The organism is Microbacterium sp. PF5 (assembly GCF_004794315.1).
GTDB classification, from domain to species: domain Bacteria; phylum Actinomycetota; class Actinomycetes; order Actinomycetales; family Microbacteriaceae; genus Microbacterium; species Microbacterium sufflavum.
Window position 1 is genome coordinate 40,188 of record NZ_SSDQ01000088.1, and the last position, 18,509, is coordinate 58,696.

Below are 18,509 nucleotides of genomic sequence, written 5' to 3' on the forward strand. Positions count from 1 at the left end.
TTCGGTGTGCCGAAAAATCTCGTCGCCCCCGTGACACCGTCCGCCGCCACCGCCCCGCGCAGCCTGTGGCTGCTCGGCCCCGCCCTCGTGGCCGGTGTCGCATATCTCGACCCGGGCAACGTCGCCAGCAACATGACCGCCGGCGCGCAGTACGGCTACCTCCTGGTGTGGGTGGTCATCGCGGGAAACGTCATGGCCTGGCTCATCCAGTACCTCTCCGCCAAGCTCGGCGTGGTCACGGGGCAGAGCCTGCCGGAGGTGCTCGGTGCACGCCTGAAGCGCCCATGGGCGCGACGCGCGTACTGGCTCCAGGCCGAACTGGTGGCCATGGCGACCGACCTCGCCGAGGTGATCGGCGGCGCCGTCGCGCTGTACCTGCTGTTCGACGTGCCGCTGCTCCTCGGCGGCCTGCTCACCGGGGCCGTGTCGATGATCCTGCTCACCGTGCAGAGCCGCCGCGGCGCCCGCCCCTTCGAGTTCGTGATCATCGGACTGATGCTCGTCATCACGGTCGGCTTCCTGGCCGGCCTGTTCCTCGCCCCGCCCGACCCCGCGGGTGTCGTCGGCGGACTCGTGCCCCGCTTCGAGGGCACCGGGTCGGTGCTGCTCGCGGCCTCCATCCTCGGCGCCACGATCATGCCGCACGCGATCTATGCGCACTCCTCGCTCGCCCGCGACCGCTTCGGGAGCGCGGGTCTGCCCCACGAGGAGGCCACGCGGACCGAGGCCTCCCGGATCCGCCGCCTGCTCACCGCCACGCGCTGGGACGTGTCGATCGCGATGGTCATCGCGGGGTCGGTCAACCTCGGCATCCTCCTGCTGGCCGCGGCGAACCTCGCCGGGGTCGAGGGCACCGACTCCCTGGAGGGCGCGCACGCCGCCCTGGCCGCCGGTCTCGGTCCCGTCGTCGCCACGTTCTTCGCGGTGGGGCTGCTCGCCTCCGGCCTGGCGTCCACCTCGGTCGGCGCCTACGCGGGCGCCGAGATCATGCACGGGCTGCTGCACGTGCGCATCCCGCTGCTCGCACGGCGGCTGGTGACCCTGATCCCCGCCCTCGCGATCCTCGGACTCGGCGTCGACCCCACCCTCGCGCTCGTGCTGAGCCAGGTCGTGCTGTCGTTCGGCATTCCGTTCGCGCTCATCCCGCTGGTGGCGCTGACCGCGCAGCGGCGCACGCTCGGGGTGTGGGCCAACCGCGCGTGGACCACCATCGCCGGGGTCGTCGCCTCGGTGCTGCTCATCGCCCTCAACGCCGCGCTGCTCTGGCTGGTCCTGACGGGGGCATGAGCCCGGATAGGCTCAACACCATGCCCGCCGAGAACGCCCGCCGCACCGTCCGCATCCTCACCTGGATCGGAATCGCGACCGGGGTGATCGGGGCCGTGCTGATCGCGTTCCCGAAGGTCGTCGGCCCCCTCGGACCGTGGCTGCAGCTCGCCCTCGGCATCGCCACGCTCGTGCTCGCCTTCCGCGCGCGCAAGGTCGGGATCGCCGAGGTGGAGGGCTTCGACGGGCGCCTGTCGCTCGCCGCCGCCCTCCTCGGCTTCCTCGTGGTGTTCTTCGCGGGGCAGGTGGCATTCGGCCTGCTGGTCGCGGTCGCGAATCCGTGACTCAGGCCGCGACGAACCCCGTCACCAGATAGAGCACGAGCGAGAGCCCTGCCGCGATCCCCGCGTAGGGCAGGATCGCCAGCATGAGGTTGATCGGCTTGATGCCGATCGAACGCGAGGCCAGGATGATGCCGTCGCCGTACAGGCACGTGGTACTGCCGAGCGCGGCGCCCGAGAACACCGCGGCACCGGCCAGGATCGGGTCGGCACCGAGAGCGAGCGCCAGCGGCAGCACGACCGGGGTGATGACCGCCGCGAGGTCCCAGAACGACCCGGTCGCGTAGGCGTAGACGCCGCACACGGCGAACACGATCGCCGGCAGCAGAGCGGGGGTGAGCACGGGCTCGGTCACCTGGATCACGAACTCGGCGAGCTGCAGGGCGATGTTCATCTCCTGCACCATGAACGCGAGCACGGTGAGCACCATCACGAAGAGCATGCTCTCGATGCCCTCGAGCGCCGCGTCCAGCACGCCGCGCACCGAGAGCCGACGCTGCACGAGCACCAGCACGACCGTGACTGCGAGGGCCGCCGCGGTACCGGCGACCACGTTGGCGTCCGTCGCGATCGTGACGCCGACCAGCACGGCCATCGCGATCAGGAAAGACCACGGCTGCGGCTTGCGCGCGGTGTCCGTGGTCGTCTCGAGCGCCACGGCGACGCGCTGCGCGGTCGAACCGTCCGCGTCGTCCGCGCGGAGCTCGGAGAGCAGCGCCGCGCCCTCGGCCCGGCGTTCGGCGTCTGTCGTGCCGAGCGGGAAGACGTCGCCGTCGCGCTCGGCGCGCAGCGCGTCCTTCTTGATCAGGCCGAGCTTCGGCAGCCAGCCGATGCTCATCAGCAGCGCCACCGCGATGGCCGCCCAGCCGAAGAAGATGAACGGGATGGACTGCAGGTAGGCCCCGAAGCCGCTGCCGCCGACGGTGACCCCCTGCGCCTCGAACAGGCCCGAGAAGAACAGTGCCCACGTCGACACGGGGACGAGCACGGCGATCGGGGCAGCGGTCATCTTCATGATCGCGCCGAGCTGGGTGCGGGGAACCCGGTAGCGGTCGGTCACCTGCTTCATCGACGTGCCGGTGGTGAGCACGTTGAGGTAGTCGTCGACGAACAGCACGATCGAGAGCAGGAACGTGAGCAGGGTCGACTTGCGCCGCGAGGTCACGAACCGCTCGACCCAGCGGGCGAAGTCGGTGACGATGCCCGACTTCTCGAACAGCATCATCAGGATGCCGAACAGGGCGACGATCAGCAGCAGCCACTGCGCCGTCTCGTTCGACAGGGCCTTGCCGGTGTACTCGACCCAGACGTCGAAGCCGCCCCAGCCGCCGAGGATCAGAGCTCCGGCGACGGTGCCGCAGAGGAGCGCGAAGAGGGTGCGGCGGGTGGCGACGGCGACCACGAGGATCACCGCGATGGGCAGGAGCGCGAGGGCGCCGAATTCGGGCATGGGGTTCACCTCGGTGTGAAAGGAAAGGGAGGGGGTGGTCGAGCCGGGGGTCAGGGCTCGACGCCGCCGACGACCGTCCGCTGTACGGGCAGGTCGGGGAGGTCGTCGGGTGCGACGTGCAGCGGGTTCTCCGCCCACACGGCGTAGTCGGCGCGGTAGCCGGGGGCGATGCGACCGAGGTCGCCGTCGCCCTGCGCCCGCGCAGCGCCCACGGTGTAGCCGTGCAGCGCCTGGAAGGGGGTGAGCACCTGGTGGGGCTCGAACACCGGGGCGTCGCGGTCGCCGGGGCGGCGGCGCAGCATGGCCCACGCGAGGCCGATCCGGGCGTCGTTCTGCGCGATCGGCCAGTCCGACCCGAGGGCGACCGGGGCACCCGCATCCCAGTAGTCGCGCACGCGCCAGGCCCGGGCGGCCCGGGCGGGGCCGAGGCGCCGCGACCAGTCGTCGGAGGCGTCGGCCTTGCGCCACTGCAGGTGCAGCGGCTGCATCGATGCGGTGATGCCGGCGGCGGCGATGCGGGCGACGTCGCGGTCGGTCGTGGTCTCCAGGTGCTCGATGCGGTGCGGGGCTCCGGTGGCGCAGCGCGCGCCCGCGGCGAGGTAGGCGTCGACGACCTCGCCGACCGCGCGGTCGCCGATCGCGTGGGTCGCGACCTGGAAGCCGGCGTCGGCGTAGCGCCGCACGGTGCGGGCGTAGGCGGCGGCGTCCTTCCAGAAGGGCTCCGTGCCGCCGCCGGCCGTATCGGGCTCGTACAGCCACGCGGTGCCCGTCTCGACGACCCCGTCGGCGTACAGCTTCACGACGCCGCCGCGCCACCGCTCGCCGCGGCGGTCGCGCATCCGCAGGTTCTCCGCCGTGCGGTCGGCGTCGAACCCGGGCTCGTGGTCGATCGCGGACACGATGCGGAGGGGCAGACCCGGGCCGTGCTCGAGACCGTCGAGCAGGTCGAGCGTGGCGAAGCCGCCGTCCATGATGGTGCCGCCCGTGAGGCCGGAGTCCCGCAGTCCGCGCAGCAGCTCGTGGCCCGCCGCGAGGGTCTGCGTGCGGTCGAGGGCGGGGGCGGCGAGGCGCACGGGCTCGTACGCCGCGAGCTCGCGCAGCTCCCCGGTCGGCCGCCCGTCGCCGTCGACGACGATGCACGAGGAGTCGTCGGTCTCGCGGGGCCCGGTGATGCCGGCGCGGCGGAGACCCTCGTGACTGGCGAGCGCGGTGTGCCCGTCGAACACGATGAACAGGGCGGGGAGCCCGCGCACGGCGTCGTCGATCGCATCGGCGGTCATGGGGAGCTCGTGGAAGACGTCGTAGTCGAGGTTCCAGCCGCGCACCCAGGGGTCGCGGTCGTCGCGCAGCGCGCGGTCGGCCTCGGCGCGCAGGGCCGCCAGGAAGCCGGTGCCGGTGGTGATGCCGCCGAGGTCGACCCCGGCGGTGAGCTCGAGCCCCTGCAGCGGGTGGAGGTGGGCGTCGATGAGCCCCGGGGTGACCGCGGCTCCCGCGAGGTCGTGGACGACGGTGCGCGGGCCGCGCAGTTCCCGCACGAGCGCGTCGTCGCCCACCGCGAGGAAGCGGCCGTCGCGCACGGCGAACGCCGAGGCCTCCGGGCGGCGGGGGTCCATGGTCACGACGCGCGCGCCGGTGACGATAGTGTCGGCGTCGAAACCCGTCATGGCGTTCTTCCTCGAGCGAATTGAAAGAGTTTCAATAAAGTAGCAGACACCGAGCAGGAGTGAGCCACGATGACGACATCCCCGCGCAGCGTGGGCCGCCCGTCGACCAGGGTGCTCACCGAGGAGCGGATCCTCACGGCGGCGTTCCGGCTCAGCGCCGAGCGCACACCACGGCAGTTCACGATGACGGCGCTCGCGGAGTCCCTGGGCGTGCGCACCTCGGCGCTCTACCACCACTTCGAGAGCCGCGACGCCGTGATCCGGGCGATGCGCGGGCGGATCAGCCGCGACCTCGCCACCCCCGAGCCCGGGGCCCTGCCACTGGAGGACGCGCTCCTCGCCTGGGCGCACAGCTACCGCGACGCCACGATCGCCGCACCCCAGGCGATGGTCATGCTCGCCACCTCCCCCATCGACGCCGACGAGGGCTCGTTCGCCGACTACGAGCAGATCGCCCGCCTGCTCGCCGACGACGGCTGGCCCACCGACACCATCGTCGACGCGATCGTCGCCCTGGAGTCCTTCATCATCGGATCCGCCCTCGACGCCCTCGCCCCGGCGGACAACATGTCGCCCGGCGACCTCGCCCCCGCCTACCCGACCTTCGCCGAGGCCGAGCGCGCTCGCGCCCGCCTCAGCTCCGACCCCGCCCGCCGCACGTTCGAGATCGGCGTGCGCGCCCTCATCCACGGCCTCACCGCGTGGGCGCGCGCCGAAAGAGCCTCCGACGCCACCGCGTAGGCTGGACGGGTGGCCTCCCCCGCAGCTGACGACTACCTCAAGACCGTCTACGCCCACACCGAATGGCAGGACGCCCCGATCACCCCGTCGGTGCTGGCGGCCAAGCTCGGCATCGCCCCGTCGTCGGTCACCGAGATGGTGAAGAAGCTCGCCGCCGCGGGGCTCGTGTCGCACGTGCCCTACGGTGCCGTGCGGCTGACCGAAGCCGGGACGACCAGGGCCCTCGCGATGGTGCGGCGCCACCGCCTCATCGAGACCTGGCTCGTGCAGGAGTTCGGCTACGGGTGGGACGAGGTGCACGACGAGGCCGAGGTGCTGGAGCACACCATCAGCGAGCGGCTGCTCGAGGGCATCGACGCCCGCCTGGGCCGCCCGCGCTTCGACCCGCACGGCGACGCGATCCCCGACGCCGACGGGCACATCGAGCGGGAGCCGTTCGTGCTGCTCGCCGACGCCGCGGAGGGGCACAGCGGTCGCGTGCTGCGGGTCGACGACCGCGACTCCGACCTGCTGCGGGCCCTGGAGGCCGAGGGGCTCACGGTCGGCAGCACCGTCGAGGTCCTCGCCGACGGCGTGCGCCTGGACGGCGTCGAGCGAGCCCTTCCCGACGGAAGCGCCGGCGTCGTGTGGATCACCGCCTGAGACCTGCCGGAAACACGCGGCCTCTAGGCTGAGCACATGGCACACCGTGACGACATCGAATGCTGGCTCACCGACATGGACGGCGTGCTCGTCCATGAGAACGACGCCATCCCCGGGGCCTCCGAACTGCTCGCCGGGTGGGAGCGCAACGACATCCCCTACCTGGTGCTGACGAACAACTCGATCTTCACCGCCCGCGACCTCTCCGCGCGCCTGCGGCAGAGCGGCCTGGTCGTGCCGGAGGAGCGCATCTGGACCTCGGCGCTCGCGACGGCCGACTTCCTGGCCCAGCAGCTGCCCGGCGGCTCCGCCTTCGTGATCGGCGAGGCCGGCATCCTCACGGCCCTGCACGAGGCGGGCTTCATCATGACCGAGACGAACCCCGACTTCGTGGTAGTCGGCGAGACCCGCAACTACTCGTTCGAGGCGATCACCAAGGCCATCCGTCACATCATCAACGGCTCGCGGTTCATCGTCACCAACCCCGACGCGACGGGCCCGAGCGTCGACGGCGTGCTGCCGGCCACCGGCGCGATCGCCGCGCTCATCACGAAGGCGACCGGCAAGGAGCCCTACGTGGTCGGCAAGCCCAACCCGATGATGTTCCGCTCGGCGCTGAACAAGATCGGTGCGCACTCCAAGAAGACGGGCATGATCGGCGACCGCATGGACACCGACATCGTCGCCGGCATCGAGGCGGGCCTGCACACCGTGCTCGTGATGACCGGCATCAGCGACCGGCGCAGCATCGAGCAGTACCCGTTCCGTCCCGACGAGATCGTCGACTCCGTCGCCGACCTGCTGCCGACCATCACCGCATCGATCCCCACGCTGGACGAGGACTGACGTGGGCGCCCTCGACGACGGCGAGCGGATCGCGGCGGCCGACGCCGCGGCCTGGCGCGCCTGGCTCGAGGAGCACCACGAGCGCACCGCGGGCGTGTGGCTGCTGAGCGTGCGCGGCCGCTCCGCCGTCGGCGTCGGCTATGAGGACGCGGTGCGGCAGGCGCTGTGCTTCGGGTGGATCGACGGCCCGGTGCGCAGCTTCGACGAGGAGACGAACGGCCAGTGGTTCTCGCCGCGGCGGCCCGGCAGCGGGTGGGCGGCGACGAACAAGGCGCGCATCGCCGAGCTGGAGGCCGCCGGGCTGCTGGCCCCCGCGGGCGTCCGGGTGCTGGAGGTCGCGAAGGCCAACGGCTCGTGGACCCTGCTCGACGGACCGGAGGCGGGCATCGAGCCGCCCGAGCTCACGGCCGCACTCGACGCGGACCCCGCCGCCCGTGAGAACTGGGACGCGTTCCCGAAGTCGGTGAAGAAGTTCGGGCTCACGCACATCGCGATGGCCAAGCGACCGGAGACGAAGGCCGCCCGCATCGCGAAGATCGTGGCGGACGCCGCGGAGGGGAAACGCCCATGACCCAGAACGACCTGCTGTTCCTCGTGCTGATCCTGATCGGGCTCACGTCGCTCACCGTGATCATCGTGCAGTTCGTGCGCTCCCGTCGCGGCCGCGGCTCGGACGACGGTCGTGCCGGCTGGTGGGAAGGCCCCTGGGACGACGACGACCGCCGGCGCTGAGCCCGCGGCCGTCGCCTCCGGCCGCGGTCAGGACGCCAGCGAGGCCCCGGGGATCGCGGCCAGCAGCTCCCGCGTGTAGGGGTGCTGCGGGTCGTCGAAGATGCGCTCCGGTGTGCCGCTCTCGACCACGACCCCGCGCTGCATCACGTGCACCTCGTCGGAGATCATCCGCACGACCGCGAGGTCGTGGCTGATGAAGAGGTAGCTGAGGCCGAGGCGCGTCTGCAGCTCCGCCAGCAGATCGAGGATCTGCGCCTGCACCAGCACGTCGAGCGCCGACACGGCTTCGTCGAGCACCACCAGCTCGGGTTCGAGCGCCAGCGCCCGCGCGATCGCCACGCGCTGCCGTTGTCCGCCGGAGAGCTCGTGCGGCAGCCGCTCGGCCATCGCGGCCGGGAGCGCCACCTGCTCCAGCAGCTCCAGGACGCGGGCGTGACGCGAGGCCGCGGTGCCGATGCGGTGCACGCGCAGCGGTTCCGCGATCGACTGCTCCACGGTGAACCGCGGGTCGAGCGAGGCGTAGGGGTTCTGGAACACCGGCTGCACGCGGCGGCGCAGGGCGAACAGCTCCTTGCGGCGCAGCGTGGTGAGGTCGAGCCCGTCGAACAGGATCGATCCGGAGGTGGCGTCCTCCAGCCCCAGCACCATGTTCGCGGTCGTGGACTTGCCCGACCCGGACTCCCCCACGATCGACACGGTCGTGCCGCGGCGGATCGTGAGGCTCACACCGTCGACCGCCGTGAAGGTCTGGGGCTCCCCGGCCTTGGCGCCGCGCACCGGGAACTCCTTGCGCAGGTCGCGGATCTCCACGAACGGCACGGCGTCGGTCGCGGCCGTGCGCGCGGGCAGGGCGTCGCGCCGGGAGGAGAGGCTCGGCGCCGCGGCCAGCAGCTGCCTGGTGTACTCGTGCTGCGGGTTGCCCAGCACCTGGGCGGACGTGCCCTCCTCGACCACGCGGCCCCGGAACATGACCACGATGCGGTCGGCGCGCTCGGCCGCGAGCGCCAGGTCGTGCGTGATGAGGAAGACCGCGGTCCCGAGCTCGTCGGTGAGCTGGTCGAGCTGGTCGAGGATGCGGCGCTGCACCGTGACGTCGAGGGCCGAGGTGGGCTCGTCGGCGATCAGCAGCCGGGGCTTGCACGCGAGCCCCATCGCGATCAGCACGCGCTGGCGCATCCCGCCGGAGAACTCGTGCGGGTACTGCCGTGCGCGCCGGGCGGCGTCGGCGATGCCCACCATCTCGAGCAGCTCGACCACGCGGACCTTCGTCGCCTCGCCGCTGGTGTGACCGTGCACCTCCAGCGCCTCGCCGATCTGCTCCCCCACGCGCATGAGCGGGTTGAGGTTCGACATCGGGTCCTGCGGCACGAGCCCGATCCCGGCGCCGCGCAGCGAGATCATCGCGCTCTCGGGCAGCTCGGTCAGCTCGCGCCCGTCGAAGCGGATGCTGCCCGCCGTGATCCCGCCGTTCTCGGGGAGCAGGCGGTTGACGGCGGCGGCGGTCGTGGACTTCCCCGAGCCGGACTCGCCGACCACCGCGACGGTCTCGCCCGCGGCGATGTCGATGTTCACGTCGCTGATCGCGGTGATCAGCTCGGAACCGGTCCGGAAGGCGACGGCGAGGCCGTCGATGCTCAGCACGGGCGGGGTGGTGCTCATGGGGTACTCGTTCCTTCGGGGTCCAGGAGGGCGGGCAGCGCCGCACGCCACAGGGTCTCGGTCGGGGCGATCTCGGCCGCGAGGAGACGGGTGCTCAGCAGTACGGCCGCGGTCCCCGTCGCCGGCACGAGGCCGAGCGCGCAGCCGGTGTAGCCCGGGTGCCACAGCAGGCGCGTGGGGCGGCCGTCGACCGGCACGGTGTCGCTGCGCCAGCCCAGGGCCTGACCGGCGTCCGGGCCGTCGCGGAAGAAGTCGGCGACCGCGTCGGGGCGCCAGAGGTCGGTGTGCCGGTCGGCGTCGGCGAGCGCGGCGCCGAGCGTGAGCAGGTCGTCGACCGTGCCGAACAGGCCCGCGTGCCCGGAGACGCCGCCGAGCGCGTGGAAGCAGTTGCCGTCGTTGACACTGCCGGCGATCTCGTCCTCCCGCCACGGGAAGTGCCGGCGCGACGTGAGGATCGGGTAGGGGTCGCCCGTGGCCACCATGCGGCGCTCGGCGGCGTCGCCGATGCCGGAGGACGCGACGGGAGGGCCGACGGGGCCGTAGCCCGTGTGCGCGAGCCCCAGCGGCGCGGTGACGAGCGCCCGCACGGCGGCGTCGAGCGGAAGGCCGGTCACCGCGGTGATGAGGCGCCCGAGCAGGATGAAGCCCAGGTCGGAGTAGTGCCGCCCCTCGTCGAGGCCGTAGCGCAGCGGCAGGGCGTCCACGACCGCGTCGGCGGGCGCGGGGTCGAGGTACAGCGGCTGCCACTCCCACAGTCCGGCGCGGTGCTGCAGCAGGTGGCGCACCGTGGTGCCGGGAGCGCACGCGGTGCCCGGAAGGAAGCGGTCGACCGGGTCGTCGACGCCGAGGTCGCCCGTGCTCACCAGGCGCAGCAGAGCCGTGGTGGTCGCCGCGACCTTCGACACCGAGGCGAGGTCGAAGGCGGTGGCGCGCGTGACCGGGGTTCCCGCAAGGTCCGCGAGGCCACCCACCGCGACGTCACGCGAGGTGCGCGTGACCACCCCGGCGACCACCGCGCGGGGGGCGGTGTCGCCGCGCATCACCGCCGCGACGGCCCCCGCAGCGCTCGCGCCGCGCACCTGGCCTGCTCCGTGGCCGCTCACGACGCCGTCGCCTCCCCGAGCGTGAGCGAATCGATCGCCGCGACCGGCTCCGGCATGTGCAGCGGGCCGGCGCCGGGCGTGATCGTGCCGAGGATGCGGGGCTCGCGGGCGCCCGTGCCGCCGGGGACGATGGCGGGGACGCCGTGCATCGTGGACCAGCCGATGACCGCGAGCAGGATCGCTTCCTTGCTGTCGGCGGGAGCCCCCAGCTCGTCGGCCAGCACGACCTCGGTCTCCGGCAGCGCGGCGCGCAGACCCTCGAGGATCAGCGGGTTGCGGCACCCGCCGCCCGAGACGGCGAGGAAGCCGATGCCCGCCGCGGCGACGTCGCGGGCGACCGTGCGGACGGTGAGCTCGGTGAGCGTGCGCACCACATCGGCGACCGGTATGTCGCGGCCCTGCGCGGCCAGGTGCTCGTGCACGTAGCCGAGGTGGAAGTGCTCCTTGCCGGTGCTCTTCGGCGGCGTCAGCGCGTAGTACGGGTCGTCGAGGAGGGCCGACAGCAGCGCCTCGTCGACGCGGCCGGTGCGCGCCACGGCCGCATCGTCGTCGTAGCCGAGCGGGTTGAGCCCGTGCTCCACGATGACCGCGTCGACCAGCGCGTTCGCGGGACCGATGTCGTAGGCGACCAGGCCGTCCTGGCGCACGACCGTCATGTTCGAGATGCCGCCGAGGTTGAGGGCCGCCGTGACCCCGGCTCGTCCGCGCAGCAGCAGCTCGTCGAGGAACGACACCAGCGGGGCGCCGTGGCCGCCCGCGGTGATGTCGCGGATGCGGATGTCCGACACCACGGGCACCCCGACCCTCTCCGCGATCCAGGCGGGCTGCCCGATCTGCAGGGTCCCCAGGGCGTGGGCGCCGTCGACCCAGTGGTACACGGTCTGCCCGTGGGAGCAGATCGCGTCGACCCCGCCGACCTGCGCGGCGATGTCGGCCGCGACGTCGGCGAACGCCTGGCCGATGAGGGTGTCGAGCTCCGCGACCTCGGCGAGCGTGGTCGGCGCGGGCGGGAGGGCGGCGATCAGCCGGGCGCGCAGCTCCGGCGCGTACGGCACGCTCGTGGCCGCGAGCACGGTGCCGGTCAGGTCGACGCCGTGGTCGGTGAAGCCCCCGCTGGTCGCGAAGTCGACGACGGCGGCGTCGATCCCGTCGTGCGAGGTGCCGGAGATCAGTCCGAGGACGCGCATCAGTTCTCCTCCAGTGCCGTGCGCAGGCGTCCGCCTGCCGCGGTGAGTCGGGTGGTGGCCGCGGCGAGGTCCTCGCCGCGGCGGATCATGATCGACGCGAGCTTCACGTCCCAGGCGGCGGTCTCCAGCGCCGCGACCGCGGTGTCGCGATCGACCTCGGCGATCGTGCGCACCATGCGGATCGCGCGCTCGCGGAGCTTGTGGTTCGTGGCCTTCACGTCGACCATCAGGTTGCCGTAGGCCTTGCCGCCTCGCACCATCGAGATGGTCGAGAACATGTTGAGCACGAGCTTCTGCGCCGTGCCCGACTTGAGGCGGGTGGAACCCGACAGCACCTCGGGGCCGACCTCGACCTCGATGCCGTGCTCGGCGACGGCGCTCAGCGGGGTGTCCGCGTTGCACGACAGCCCGATACCCAGCGCCCCGCGCTCGCGCGCCCGGCGGACGGCCGCGACCACGTACGGGGTGCGGCCGCTCGAGGCGATGCCGATCACGGTGTCGAGCGGGCCGATGTCGGCGGCGTCGATCGCGGCGGCTCCGGCCTCGGCGTCGTCTTCCGCGCCCTCGACCGGGTTCACGATCGCGCCGGGCCCGCCGGCCATGATGGCGAACACCAGCTCGGGCGGCGTGCTGAACGTGGGCGGGCATTCCGAGGCGTCGAGCACCCCGATGCGACCGGGCGTCCCTGCCCCGACGTAGACCAGCCGTCCGCCCCGCGCCATCCGCTCCGCGGTGGCCTCGATGGCCGGGACGATCTGCGGCAGTGCGCGCCGCACGGCCGCGGGCACCGTGGCGTCGGCGTCGTTCATGGTCTGGGCGAGCTCCGCCACGCTCATCTGGTCGAGTCGCGCGTAGCGGGGGTCGCTGGCCTCGGTGGCGAGGGCGCCGAGATCCTCCAGGGTCATCGCTTCCCCCGGTTCCGCGGGTCGAGGCTGTCGCGCAGCCCGTCGCCCAGCAGGTTGAGCCCGACCACGAGCAGCACCACGACCACGCCGGGCGCGATCATGGTCCACGGCGCGATGGTGACGAGCGTGCGCGCCTCGAAGATCATCGAGCCGAGCGACGGCGCGGGCGGCGGCGTGCCGAGGCCGAGGAAGCTCAGCGACGCCTCGGTCAGCACGGCCCACGACAGGGACAGCGTGACCTGCACGATGATGATCGACGTGATGTTGGGCAGCACGTGCCGGAACATCGTGGCCATGCGGCCCTGCCCCGTGCTCTTGGCGGCCTTGACGTACTCGACCTCGCGCAGCGACAGCACCGGGCCGCGCGTGACGCGGATGAAGATCGGCACGTAGACGATCGCGATGGCGACCGCGATCGTGAACCAGTTGCGGTCGAACACCGAGGCGAGCGACAGCGCCAGCAGCAGCGGCGGGAATGCGAACAGGACGTTGGTGACCGCGGTGATCGCTCCGTCGGAGATGCCGCGGTAGAAGCCGGCGATGAGGCCGCAGACCGTGCCGACCACGGTCGCGAACGCCACCGCGACGACCGAGATCAGCGCCGAGTTCGCGACGCCGGCGGCCACGCGCGAGAACACGTCGCGGCCGAACTGGTCGGTGCCGAACCAGTGCACGGCCGACGGCGGCTGCAGACGCGAGGGCGGATCCTGCGCCAGCGGGTCGAAGGGCAGCAGCCCGAACGCCGACACGACGCTGAGCACCGCCAGCAGGAACACGATGATGAGGCCGGCGAGCCCGCTGCGGCTGCGCAGCAGGAGACGCACGCGCTCCATGGTGCGCCCTCCGCCGGGGGCGAGGGCCGGGGTCTGAGAGATGTCGGTCATGCGGCACGCACCCGGGGATCGATGACCCGGTACAGCAGGTCGGTGAGCAGGTTGACGATGACGAAGGCGAGCGCGATCACCAGCACGGTGCTCTGCACGAGCGCGTACTCCTTCTGCTGGATGCCGAGCAGCACCTGACGGCCGATGCCGGGGAGCGAGAAGATCTGCTCCACCACGACGGCGCCGCCGAGCAGGTAGCCGAACTGCAGGCCGGTCATGGTGACGATCGGGACCAGCGCGTTGCCGAGCACGTGGCGCACCTGGAGGCGGCGGGGCGGCACGCCCTTCGCCCGGGCCGTGCGGATGAAGTCGTTCGCGCGGATCTCCAGCACGGCGGTGCGGGTCGTGCGCATGATCGGCGCCGCGATGCCGAAGCCGAGCACGATCGACGGGAGCAGCATCTGCTGCAGGTTCAGCAGCGGGTCGTCGAACAGCCGCGCGTAGCCCTGGCCGTTGGGGTTGAAGCCGAGCGACTGGGCCAGGATCGCCAGCAGCGCCGTGCCGAGCAGGAACGCCGGGATGGAGAGGCCCGCGAGTCCCACGACCTGACCGACGCCGTCGCGGAGCGAGTCCGGCTTGGAGGCCGACAGCATGCCGAGCGGGATGCCGATCGCGAGGGCGATCACGATCGAGAGGATCGCGAGTTCGAACGTGACGGGCAGGGCGGCAGCGGTCAGGTCGAGCACGCTCGTCTGCGCCCGCGACGAGAAGCCGAGGTTGCCGGTGAAGATGTTGCCCAGCCAGGAGAAGAACTGCACGAACAGCGGCTGGTCCAGGCCGTAGTAGGCCTCGAGAGCCTCACGCTGCGCCGGGGTGAGCGCGGCGGCCTCGGTGCCGAGTCCCGAGCTGATCTGGTCGCCGGGGATGGCGCGCAGCATCAGGAAGACGAACACGGCGACCCCGAAGAGGGTGCCGAGGGCTGCGAGGATGCGTCGCAGCACGCTGTTGCGGAGGAGCTGTCTGAACATGCGCGTGTGAGGGTGCCTGTCGTCGGAGGGGGACGGAGGGGGCGCGGGCGGCCGCGCCCCCTCCGGTCCGCTACTGGATGGAGGTGGTCCGCAGGTACTGCAGCGAGCCGTTCGCCATCGGGGTGAAGCCGTCCACGCTGGTGGCGGTGGCCGTGTAGGTGTAGCTGGTGAACAGCCAGATCCAGGCGGCGTTGTCCTCGAGGTTCTCGGAGACCTCGGCGTAGATCTCCTTGCGCTTCTCGGTGTCGGCGGTCTGGCGGCCCTCGGCGAACAGCGCGTCGAGCTCGGGCGAGGAGTACCCCGCGACCTTGTTCAGGTTGCCGGTGCTGGTGAAGTAGCGCCCGTACATGCCGTCGGGGTCGGGGCGTCCGCCGTTGAGGGCGACCGCGGCGTCGAAGTCGGCGGCGATCCAGCGGTCGACGAACGCGCCGGACTCGAGCACCTCGAGGTCGAGCGTGATGTCGGCGTCGGCGAGCTGCGCCTTCAGGTTCTGCGCCTCGTTGACGGAGGTGGCGTACTCGCCCTGCGACACGATCGTCTTGATCGTGACGCCGTCCTCCTTGCCGGCCTTCTTCAGGTACTCGGCCGCCTTGTCGAGGTCGCGCTCGGGGCACGGGCGCGCGTCGGGGTCGGACTTGAACGCCGGCGACGTGATGGGCCCGGTGACCTCGCCCTCGCCGAGCGCGGCGGTCTCCAGCACCTCCTCGCGGTCGATCGCGCACTGGATCGCGAGCCGCACGTTCACGTCGGCCAGGTCGCCGCGCGTGGCGTTGAGCTGAAGGGCGTGGTAGCTGAGCTGCGGGGTCGTGGCGACCTCGACGTTCGCGCCCTCGGCGGTCTGGGCGACCAGCGGGTCGTCGAACACCGCGAGCTGCACGTTGCCGGACTGCATGGCCGACACGATCGACGACTCGTCGGGGATCACGCGGAACTCGACCGTGTCGAGCAGCGCCTTGTCGCCCCAGTAGTCGTCGTTCTTGGCGAGCGTGAGCGACTGGCTGGCGGTGCGGTCCTCGAGCACGAACGGGCCGGTGCCGTTCGGGGTGGTGTTGAGCGCTTCCTCGGTGTCGTCGGAGGAGAGCATGGCCATGTTGATCACGGCGAGGTTGGCGGGCAGGGCCGCGTCGGGGGCGCTGAGGGTGAGGGTGACGGTGGTCTCGTCGGTCGCCTCGACCGCGGTGACGGACGCCAGCGAGCTGCGCGCGACGGCCGCGGTGGCCTCGGCGGCGATCGCGTCGAGGGAGTACTTCACGTCTTCGGAGCCGAACGTGCTGCCGTCGGCGAAGGTGACGCCCTCGCGGAGGTGGAAGATGACGGTGAGGCCGTCTTCCGAGACGTCCCACGACTCGGCGAGGCCGGGCACCACGTTCAGGTCCTCGTCGAACTCGGTGAGCGTGCCGTACAGGTTCTGCAGGACGTTGACCGCCTGGAACTGCGTGGCCTTCCACGGGAAGAGGGTGTCCGGGTCGCTGGTGACGCCGATGACGAGGTCGCCGCCCGCGGTGCCGCCCTCGGAGGGCGAGGGGTTCGACGCCGGCGCGGAACACCCGGTGATGACGAGCGCCATCGCGACGCCCGCGGCGGAGAGAGCGCCGAATGACGCCCGCCGTACTGTGCTCATGCTGTTTCCTCCTGGCTGGGACCGCGTCGCCCTGGCTGGGTTCAGGCGATGCTGCCTGACGTCCCGTGAACATCGTCGGTCTGGGTGGTACCAAAAGTACACGAAGGTCGCTGTTGGTGTAACAGAAGTTCCTCTACTGTTATGAACACCGATCGGAGAACACATGTCCCACGACGCCGCCCGCGACGACGCCGGCGCTCCCCCCGTGCTGGTGCGCATGCGGGCGATCCGCCCCGAGCTCCGCCCGAGCGAGCAGCGCATCGCCGATCTCTTCCTCGCCGACCCGGCCGCCACCGCCGGCCTCTCGGTCGCCGAGCTCGCCCACCGCTGCGACACCTCCACCACCTCCGTCGTCCGCTTCTGCAAGCGCCTGGGATACGAGCACGTGCGCGAGCTGCGCAACCACGTGCTGCGCGAGGTGGAGCGCGAGACGTACGACACCGCCGCGCTCCCCGCCGTGTCGGGCGACATCGACCGCAACGACACGCTCGCCGACATCGTGGCGAAGGTCTCCCTCGCCGAGACGCTGTCGCTCGCCGACACCGCCAAGGTGCTCGACACCGAGTCGCTGCGCGCCGCGGTCGAGGCGATCACGTCGTCGAGCCGCGTCGACATCTTCGGTGTCGGGGCCAGCTCGATCGTCGGCCTCGACCTCCAGCGCAAGCTCACCCGGATCGGGCGGACGGCCCTGGAGTGGTCCGATCCGCACGCCGCCTGGACCTCCGCCGCCACCCTCGGCCCCGGCAACGTCGCCATCGCGGTGTCGCACAGCGGCGCGACCACCGACACCATCGAGTTCCTCCTCCTCGCCCGCAAGGCGGGGGCCACCACGATCGCGATCACCAACCACGCGGGCGCGCCGCTGGCCGGGCAGGCCGACATCGTGCTGACGACCGCCGCGCGCGAGACCGGGTTCCGCTCCGGCGCACTCGGCAGCCGCATCGCCCAGCTCATGGTCGTCGACTGCATCTTCATCGGGGTCGCCCAGTCGAACTACGACCGCTCGATGGAGGCGCTGCGCGACACGTTCGCGGCCGTGCACCACGTGCGCGCCAACGGCGCATGACGGGCGCGGACGGCCGGATCCGCCTCGGCCTGTTCAGCGCGTTCGCAGGACTCGGCGTGACCGCGGCGTTCGTCCCCGCCGTGCTGCCCTCGGCGCAGCGGGACATCGGCGCCGACCTCAGCGCCGCGGTGCCCGTGCTCTTCGCCGGGCTGCTGGTGGGCGTGCTGGCCTCGGGTCCGCTGCTGACGCGGAAGCCCCCGCGCACGACACTGCTGCTCGGCAGTGCCCTGCAGGCCGTGGCGCTCGTCGCCGCCGCGTGGGCCGGCGATGCGGTCGTGTTCATCGCCGCCGCCGCCGTCGCCGGGTTCGGCTTCGGGCTCGTGGAGGCCTCGGGCTCGGTGGCCGCGAAGGCCGCGAGCACGGGCAGCGCGACCGGGCTGCTGAGTGCGCTGATGGGCACGGTCGCCGTGTGCGCCGCGGCCACCCCGCTCGCGGTGGTGCTGGGAGCGCACACCCGTCCGCTGCTGGCCCTTCTCGCCGCGGTGCCGCTGGTGACCGTGTCGGTGCTCATCGCGCCCGTGTCGACGGTCGCCGCGAAAGCCCCGGCGCCGCGTGACGTGCGGTCGCTCGCGGTGCTGCTGCCGTTCGCGCTCGCCCTGCCGCTCTACGTGGGGGTCGAGACCGTGCTCTCCGGCTGGTCGGCCGTGATCCCGGAGCGCGTGCTCACGCTCGAACCGGCCGCGGCCGCGCTCGGCACCTCCGCGTTCTGGGGCCTGATGGCGGCGGGCCGATTCGGGGCAGCGGCCCTGCGCCGCGCGTCGGTGCCCCCGCTCGCGATCCTGGTCGCGGCCACGGCGGGCGCGGCCGTGCTGATGGGCGTGGCCGGCGCGCTCGTGGGCCCTCAGCCGGTGGGAGCGCTCGTGGCCCTGGCGGCGGTGGTCGTGCTGCTCGCGCCGAGCTACGGCCTGATCCTCGGTCTCGCCCTCGACCGCCTCGACCCCGCACGGAGCGCCGCGGTGACCGGGGCCCTGGTCGCCTGCGGCGCGGTGGGCGGCACCTTCGTGCCCACGCTGATCCTGCTCATCGGTCGGGATCCGGCGGCTCCTGCGACCTTCGTCGTCTCGGCCGCGCTGTGCGCTGTCGTCCCGGTCCTGATGCTCGTGACGTCGCGCTCCGGACGGCGCGTGTCGGCGACCGGCTGAGGCGCTCCTCCTCCCCCATCCGCGCCTCTCTCCCCTTCCTCACAGATGCCGGGATTCCGGGAGTCGCCACACCCGCGGCGACGTATCGTCGAAGACACACCGCACCCGAGGAGAGCATCCGTGTCCGCCGACAGCCTGACGGTCGTCATCAGCGCGATCGGCATCGTGCTCACCCTCGGCACCGGCATGTTCGCCGCCATGGCCTGGGTCGTGCGCCGCATCGATGCCGTCGACGCGAAGCTCACCACCCGCATCGACGCCGTCGACGAGAAGCTCACCACCCGTATCGACA

General features: G+C 72.3%; 18 protein-coding genes. 9 read left to right on the forward strand and 9 right to left on the reverse strand.

From position 1 onward, the window contains the following. The first annotated feature begins 6 nt into the window (after positions 1-6). Together DW297_RS07045 and DW297_RS07050 are read left to right on the forward strand one after the other, a co-directional pair. On the forward strand, positions 7-1,287 hold the full coding sequence (locus DW297_RS07045; RefSeq protein ID WP_240744544.1) for an Nramp family divalent metal transporter: 1,281 nt from the start codon (positions 7-9) through the stop codon (positions 1,285-1,287). A gap of 20 nt (positions 1,288-1,307) precedes the next feature. Next, a complete protein-coding gene (locus tag DW297_RS07050; protein ID WP_136030785.1) occupies positions 1,308-1,610 on the forward strand; it encodes a hypothetical protein in 303 nt (100 codons plus the stop codon). Position 1,611: 1 nt separating this feature from the next. Here DW297_RS07050 and DW297_RS07055 read toward each other — a convergent pair whose 3' ends face one another. Together DW297_RS07055 and DW297_RS07060 are read right to left on the reverse strand one after the other, a co-directional pair. Then, a complete protein-coding gene (locus DW297_RS07055; protein WP_136030787.1) occupies positions 1,612-3,057 on the reverse strand; it encodes a Na+/H+ antiporter NhaC family protein in 1,446 nt (481 codons plus the stop codon). A gap of 50 nt (positions 3,058-3,107) precedes the next feature. Then, the gene (locus tag DW297_RS07060) at positions 3,108-4,721 is read right to left on the reverse strand and encodes an amidohydrolase (protein ID WP_136030789.1); all 1,614 of its coding nucleotides are present in this window, start codon (positions 4,719-4,721) and stop codon (positions 3,108-3,110) included. 69 nt (positions 4,722-4,790) lie between these two features. Here DW297_RS07060 and DW297_RS07065 point away from each other — a divergent pair, with 69 nt between their 5' ends. Genes DW297_RS07065 through DW297_RS18850 form a run of 5 tightly spaced genes read left to right on the forward strand, consistent with a single transcriptional unit; the run spans position 4,791 to position 7,682 of the window. Continuing rightward, a complete protein-coding gene (locus DW297_RS07065) occupies positions 4,791-5,462 on the forward strand; it encodes a TetR/AcrR family transcriptional regulator (protein WP_136030791.1) in 672 nt (223 codons plus the stop codon). A gap of 9 nt (positions 5,463-5,471) precedes the next feature. Then, positions 5,472-6,104, forward strand: coding sequence for a metal-dependent transcriptional regulator (locus DW297_RS07070; protein WP_136030793.1), 633 nt, complete (start codon positions 5,472-5,474; stop codon positions 6,102-6,104). Between the two features lie 36 nt (positions 6,105-6,140). Further along, the gene (locus tag DW297_RS07075; RefSeq protein WP_136030795.1) at positions 6,141-6,950 is read left to right on the forward strand and encodes an HAD-IIA family hydrolase; all 810 of its coding nucleotides are present in this window, start codon (positions 6,141-6,143) and stop codon (positions 6,948-6,950) included. Between the two features lies 1 nt (position 6,951). Next, a complete protein-coding gene (locus tag DW297_RS07080) occupies positions 6,952-7,521 on the forward strand; it encodes a YdeI/OmpD-associated family protein (RefSeq protein WP_136030797.1) in 570 nt (189 codons plus the stop codon). Further along, the gene (locus DW297_RS18850; protein ID WP_168442813.1) at positions 7,518-7,682 is read left to right on the forward strand and encodes a hypothetical protein; all 165 of its coding nucleotides are present in this window, start codon (positions 7,518-7,520) and stop codon (positions 7,680-7,682) included. The genes DW297_RS07080 and DW297_RS18850 overlap by 4 nt, the downstream gene beginning before the upstream one ends. Positions 7,683-7,709: 27 nt before the next feature. Here DW297_RS18850 and DW297_RS07085 read toward each other — a convergent pair whose 3' ends face one another. The 7 genes from DW297_RS07085 to DW297_RS07115 form a co-directional block, all read right to left on the reverse strand. Beyond that, positions 7,710-9,341: an ABC transporter ATP-binding protein gene (locus DW297_RS07085; RefSeq protein ID WP_136030800.1), complete on the reverse strand. Its 1,632-nt coding sequence runs from the start codon at positions 9,339-9,341 to the stop codon at positions 7,710-7,712. Further along, complete coding sequence (locus DW297_RS07090; RefSeq protein ID WP_136030802.1) at positions 9,338-10,444, reverse strand: serine hydrolase domain-containing protein; 1,107 nt, start codon at positions 10,442-10,444, stop codon at positions 9,338-9,340. Before DW297_RS07090 ends, DW297_RS07085 begins: the two co-directional genes overlap by 4 nt. Beyond that, a complete protein-coding gene (locus DW297_RS07095; protein ID WP_136030804.1) occupies positions 10,441-11,631 on the reverse strand; it encodes an anhydro-N-acetylmuramic acid kinase in 1,191 nt (396 codons plus the stop codon). Before DW297_RS07095 ends, DW297_RS07090 begins: the two co-directional genes overlap by 4 nt. Continuing rightward, positions 11,631-12,536, reverse strand: coding sequence for an N-acetylmuramic acid 6-phosphate etherase (murQ, locus tag DW297_RS07100; RefSeq protein WP_136030806.1), 906 nt, complete (start codon positions 12,534-12,536; stop codon positions 11,631-11,633). The genes DW297_RS07095 and murQ overlap by 1 nt, the downstream gene beginning before the upstream one ends. Further along, positions 12,533-13,420, reverse strand: a complete 888-nt coding sequence (locus DW297_RS07105) for an ABC transporter permease (RefSeq protein WP_136030808.1) — start codon at positions 13,418-13,420, stop codon at positions 12,533-12,535. The genes murQ and DW297_RS07105 overlap by 4 nt, the downstream gene beginning before the upstream one ends. Beyond that, a complete protein-coding gene (locus DW297_RS07110; protein ID WP_136030810.1) occupies positions 13,417-14,388 on the reverse strand; it encodes an ABC transporter permease in 972 nt (323 codons plus the stop codon). The genes DW297_RS07105 and DW297_RS07110 overlap by 4 nt, the downstream gene beginning before the upstream one ends. Before the next feature lie 70 nt (positions 14,389-14,458). Next, the gene (locus DW297_RS07115; protein WP_136030812.1) at positions 14,459-16,009 is read right to left on the reverse strand and encodes an ABC transporter substrate-binding protein; all 1,551 of its coding nucleotides are present in this window, start codon (positions 16,007-16,009) and stop codon (positions 14,459-14,461) included. Between the two features lie 163 nt (positions 16,010-16,172). On the opposite strand from DW297_RS07115, the gene DW297_RS07120 reads away from it, so the two are divergent. Continuing rightward, positions 16,173-17,075 (forward strand): MurR/RpiR family transcriptional regulator, encoded by a 903-nt coding sequence (locus DW297_RS07120; RefSeq protein ID WP_136030814.1) that lies wholly within the window; start codon positions 16,173-16,175, stop codon positions 17,073-17,075. Continuing rightward, positions 17,072-18,217, forward strand: coding sequence for an MFS transporter (locus DW297_RS07125; protein ID WP_136030817.1), 1,146 nt, complete (start codon positions 17,072-17,074; stop codon positions 18,215-18,217). Before DW297_RS07120 ends, DW297_RS07125 begins: the two co-directional genes overlap by 4 nt. Positions 18,218-18,509: the final 292 nt, after the last annotated feature.

What these genes read in the sequence shown, in the direction of transcription:
- DW297_RS07115 (WP_136030812.1), bottom strand. Translation starts at nt 16,009, where the DNA reads ATGAGCACAGTACGGCGGGCGTCATTCGGCGCTCTCTCCGCCGCGGGC.
- DW297_RS07075 (WP_136030795.1), top strand. Translation starts at nt 6,141, where the DNA reads ATGGCACACCGTGACGACATCGAATGCTGGCTCACCGACATGGACGGC.
- DW297_RS07125 (WP_136030817.1), top strand. Translation starts at nt 17,072, where the DNA reads ATGACGGGCGCGGACGGCCGGATCCGCCTCGGCCTGTTCAGCGCGTTC.
- DW297_RS07060 (WP_136030789.1), bottom strand. Translation starts at nt 4,721, where the DNA reads ATGACGGGTTTCGACGCCGACACTATCGTCACCGGCGCGCGCGTCGTG.
- DW297_RS18850 (WP_168442813.1), top strand. Translation starts at nt 7,518, where the DNA reads ATGACCCAGAACGACCTGCTGTTCCTCGTGCTGATCCTGATCGGGCTC.
- DW297_RS07095 (WP_136030804.1), bottom strand. Translation starts at nt 11,631, where the DNA reads ATGCGCGTCCTCGGACTGATCTCCGGCACCTCGCACGACGGGATCGAC.
- DW297_RS07105 (WP_136030808.1), bottom strand. Translation starts at nt 13,420, where the DNA reads ATGACCGACATCTCTCAGACCCCGGCCCTCGCCCCCGGCGGAGGGCGC.
- DW297_RS07085 (WP_136030800.1), bottom strand. Translation starts at nt 9,341, where the DNA reads ATGAGCACCACCCCGCCCGTGCTGAGCATCGACGGCCTCGCCGTCGCC.
- DW297_RS07055 (WP_136030787.1), bottom strand. Translation starts at nt 3,057, where the DNA reads ATGCCCGAATTCGGCGCCCTCGCGCTCCTGCCCATCGCGGTGATCCTC.
- DW297_RS07120 (WP_136030814.1), top strand. Translation starts at nt 16,173, where the DNA reads ATGTCCCACGACGCCGCCCGCGACGACGCCGGCGCTCCCCCCGTGCTG.
- DW297_RS07065 (WP_136030791.1), top strand. Translation starts at nt 4,791, where the DNA reads ATGACGACATCCCCGCGCAGCGTGGGCCGCCCGTCGACCAGGGTGCTC.
- murQ (WP_136030806.1), bottom strand. Translation starts at nt 12,536, where the DNA reads ATGACCCTGGAGGATCTCGGCGCCCTCGCCACCGAGGCCAGCGACCCC.
- DW297_RS07050 (WP_136030785.1), top strand. Translation starts at nt 1,308, where the DNA reads ATGCCCGCCGAGAACGCCCGCCGCACCGTCCGCATCCTCACCTGGATC.
- DW297_RS07110 (WP_136030810.1), bottom strand. Translation starts at nt 14,388, where the DNA reads ATGTTCAGACAGCTCCTCCGCAACAGCGTGCTGCGACGCATCCTCGCA.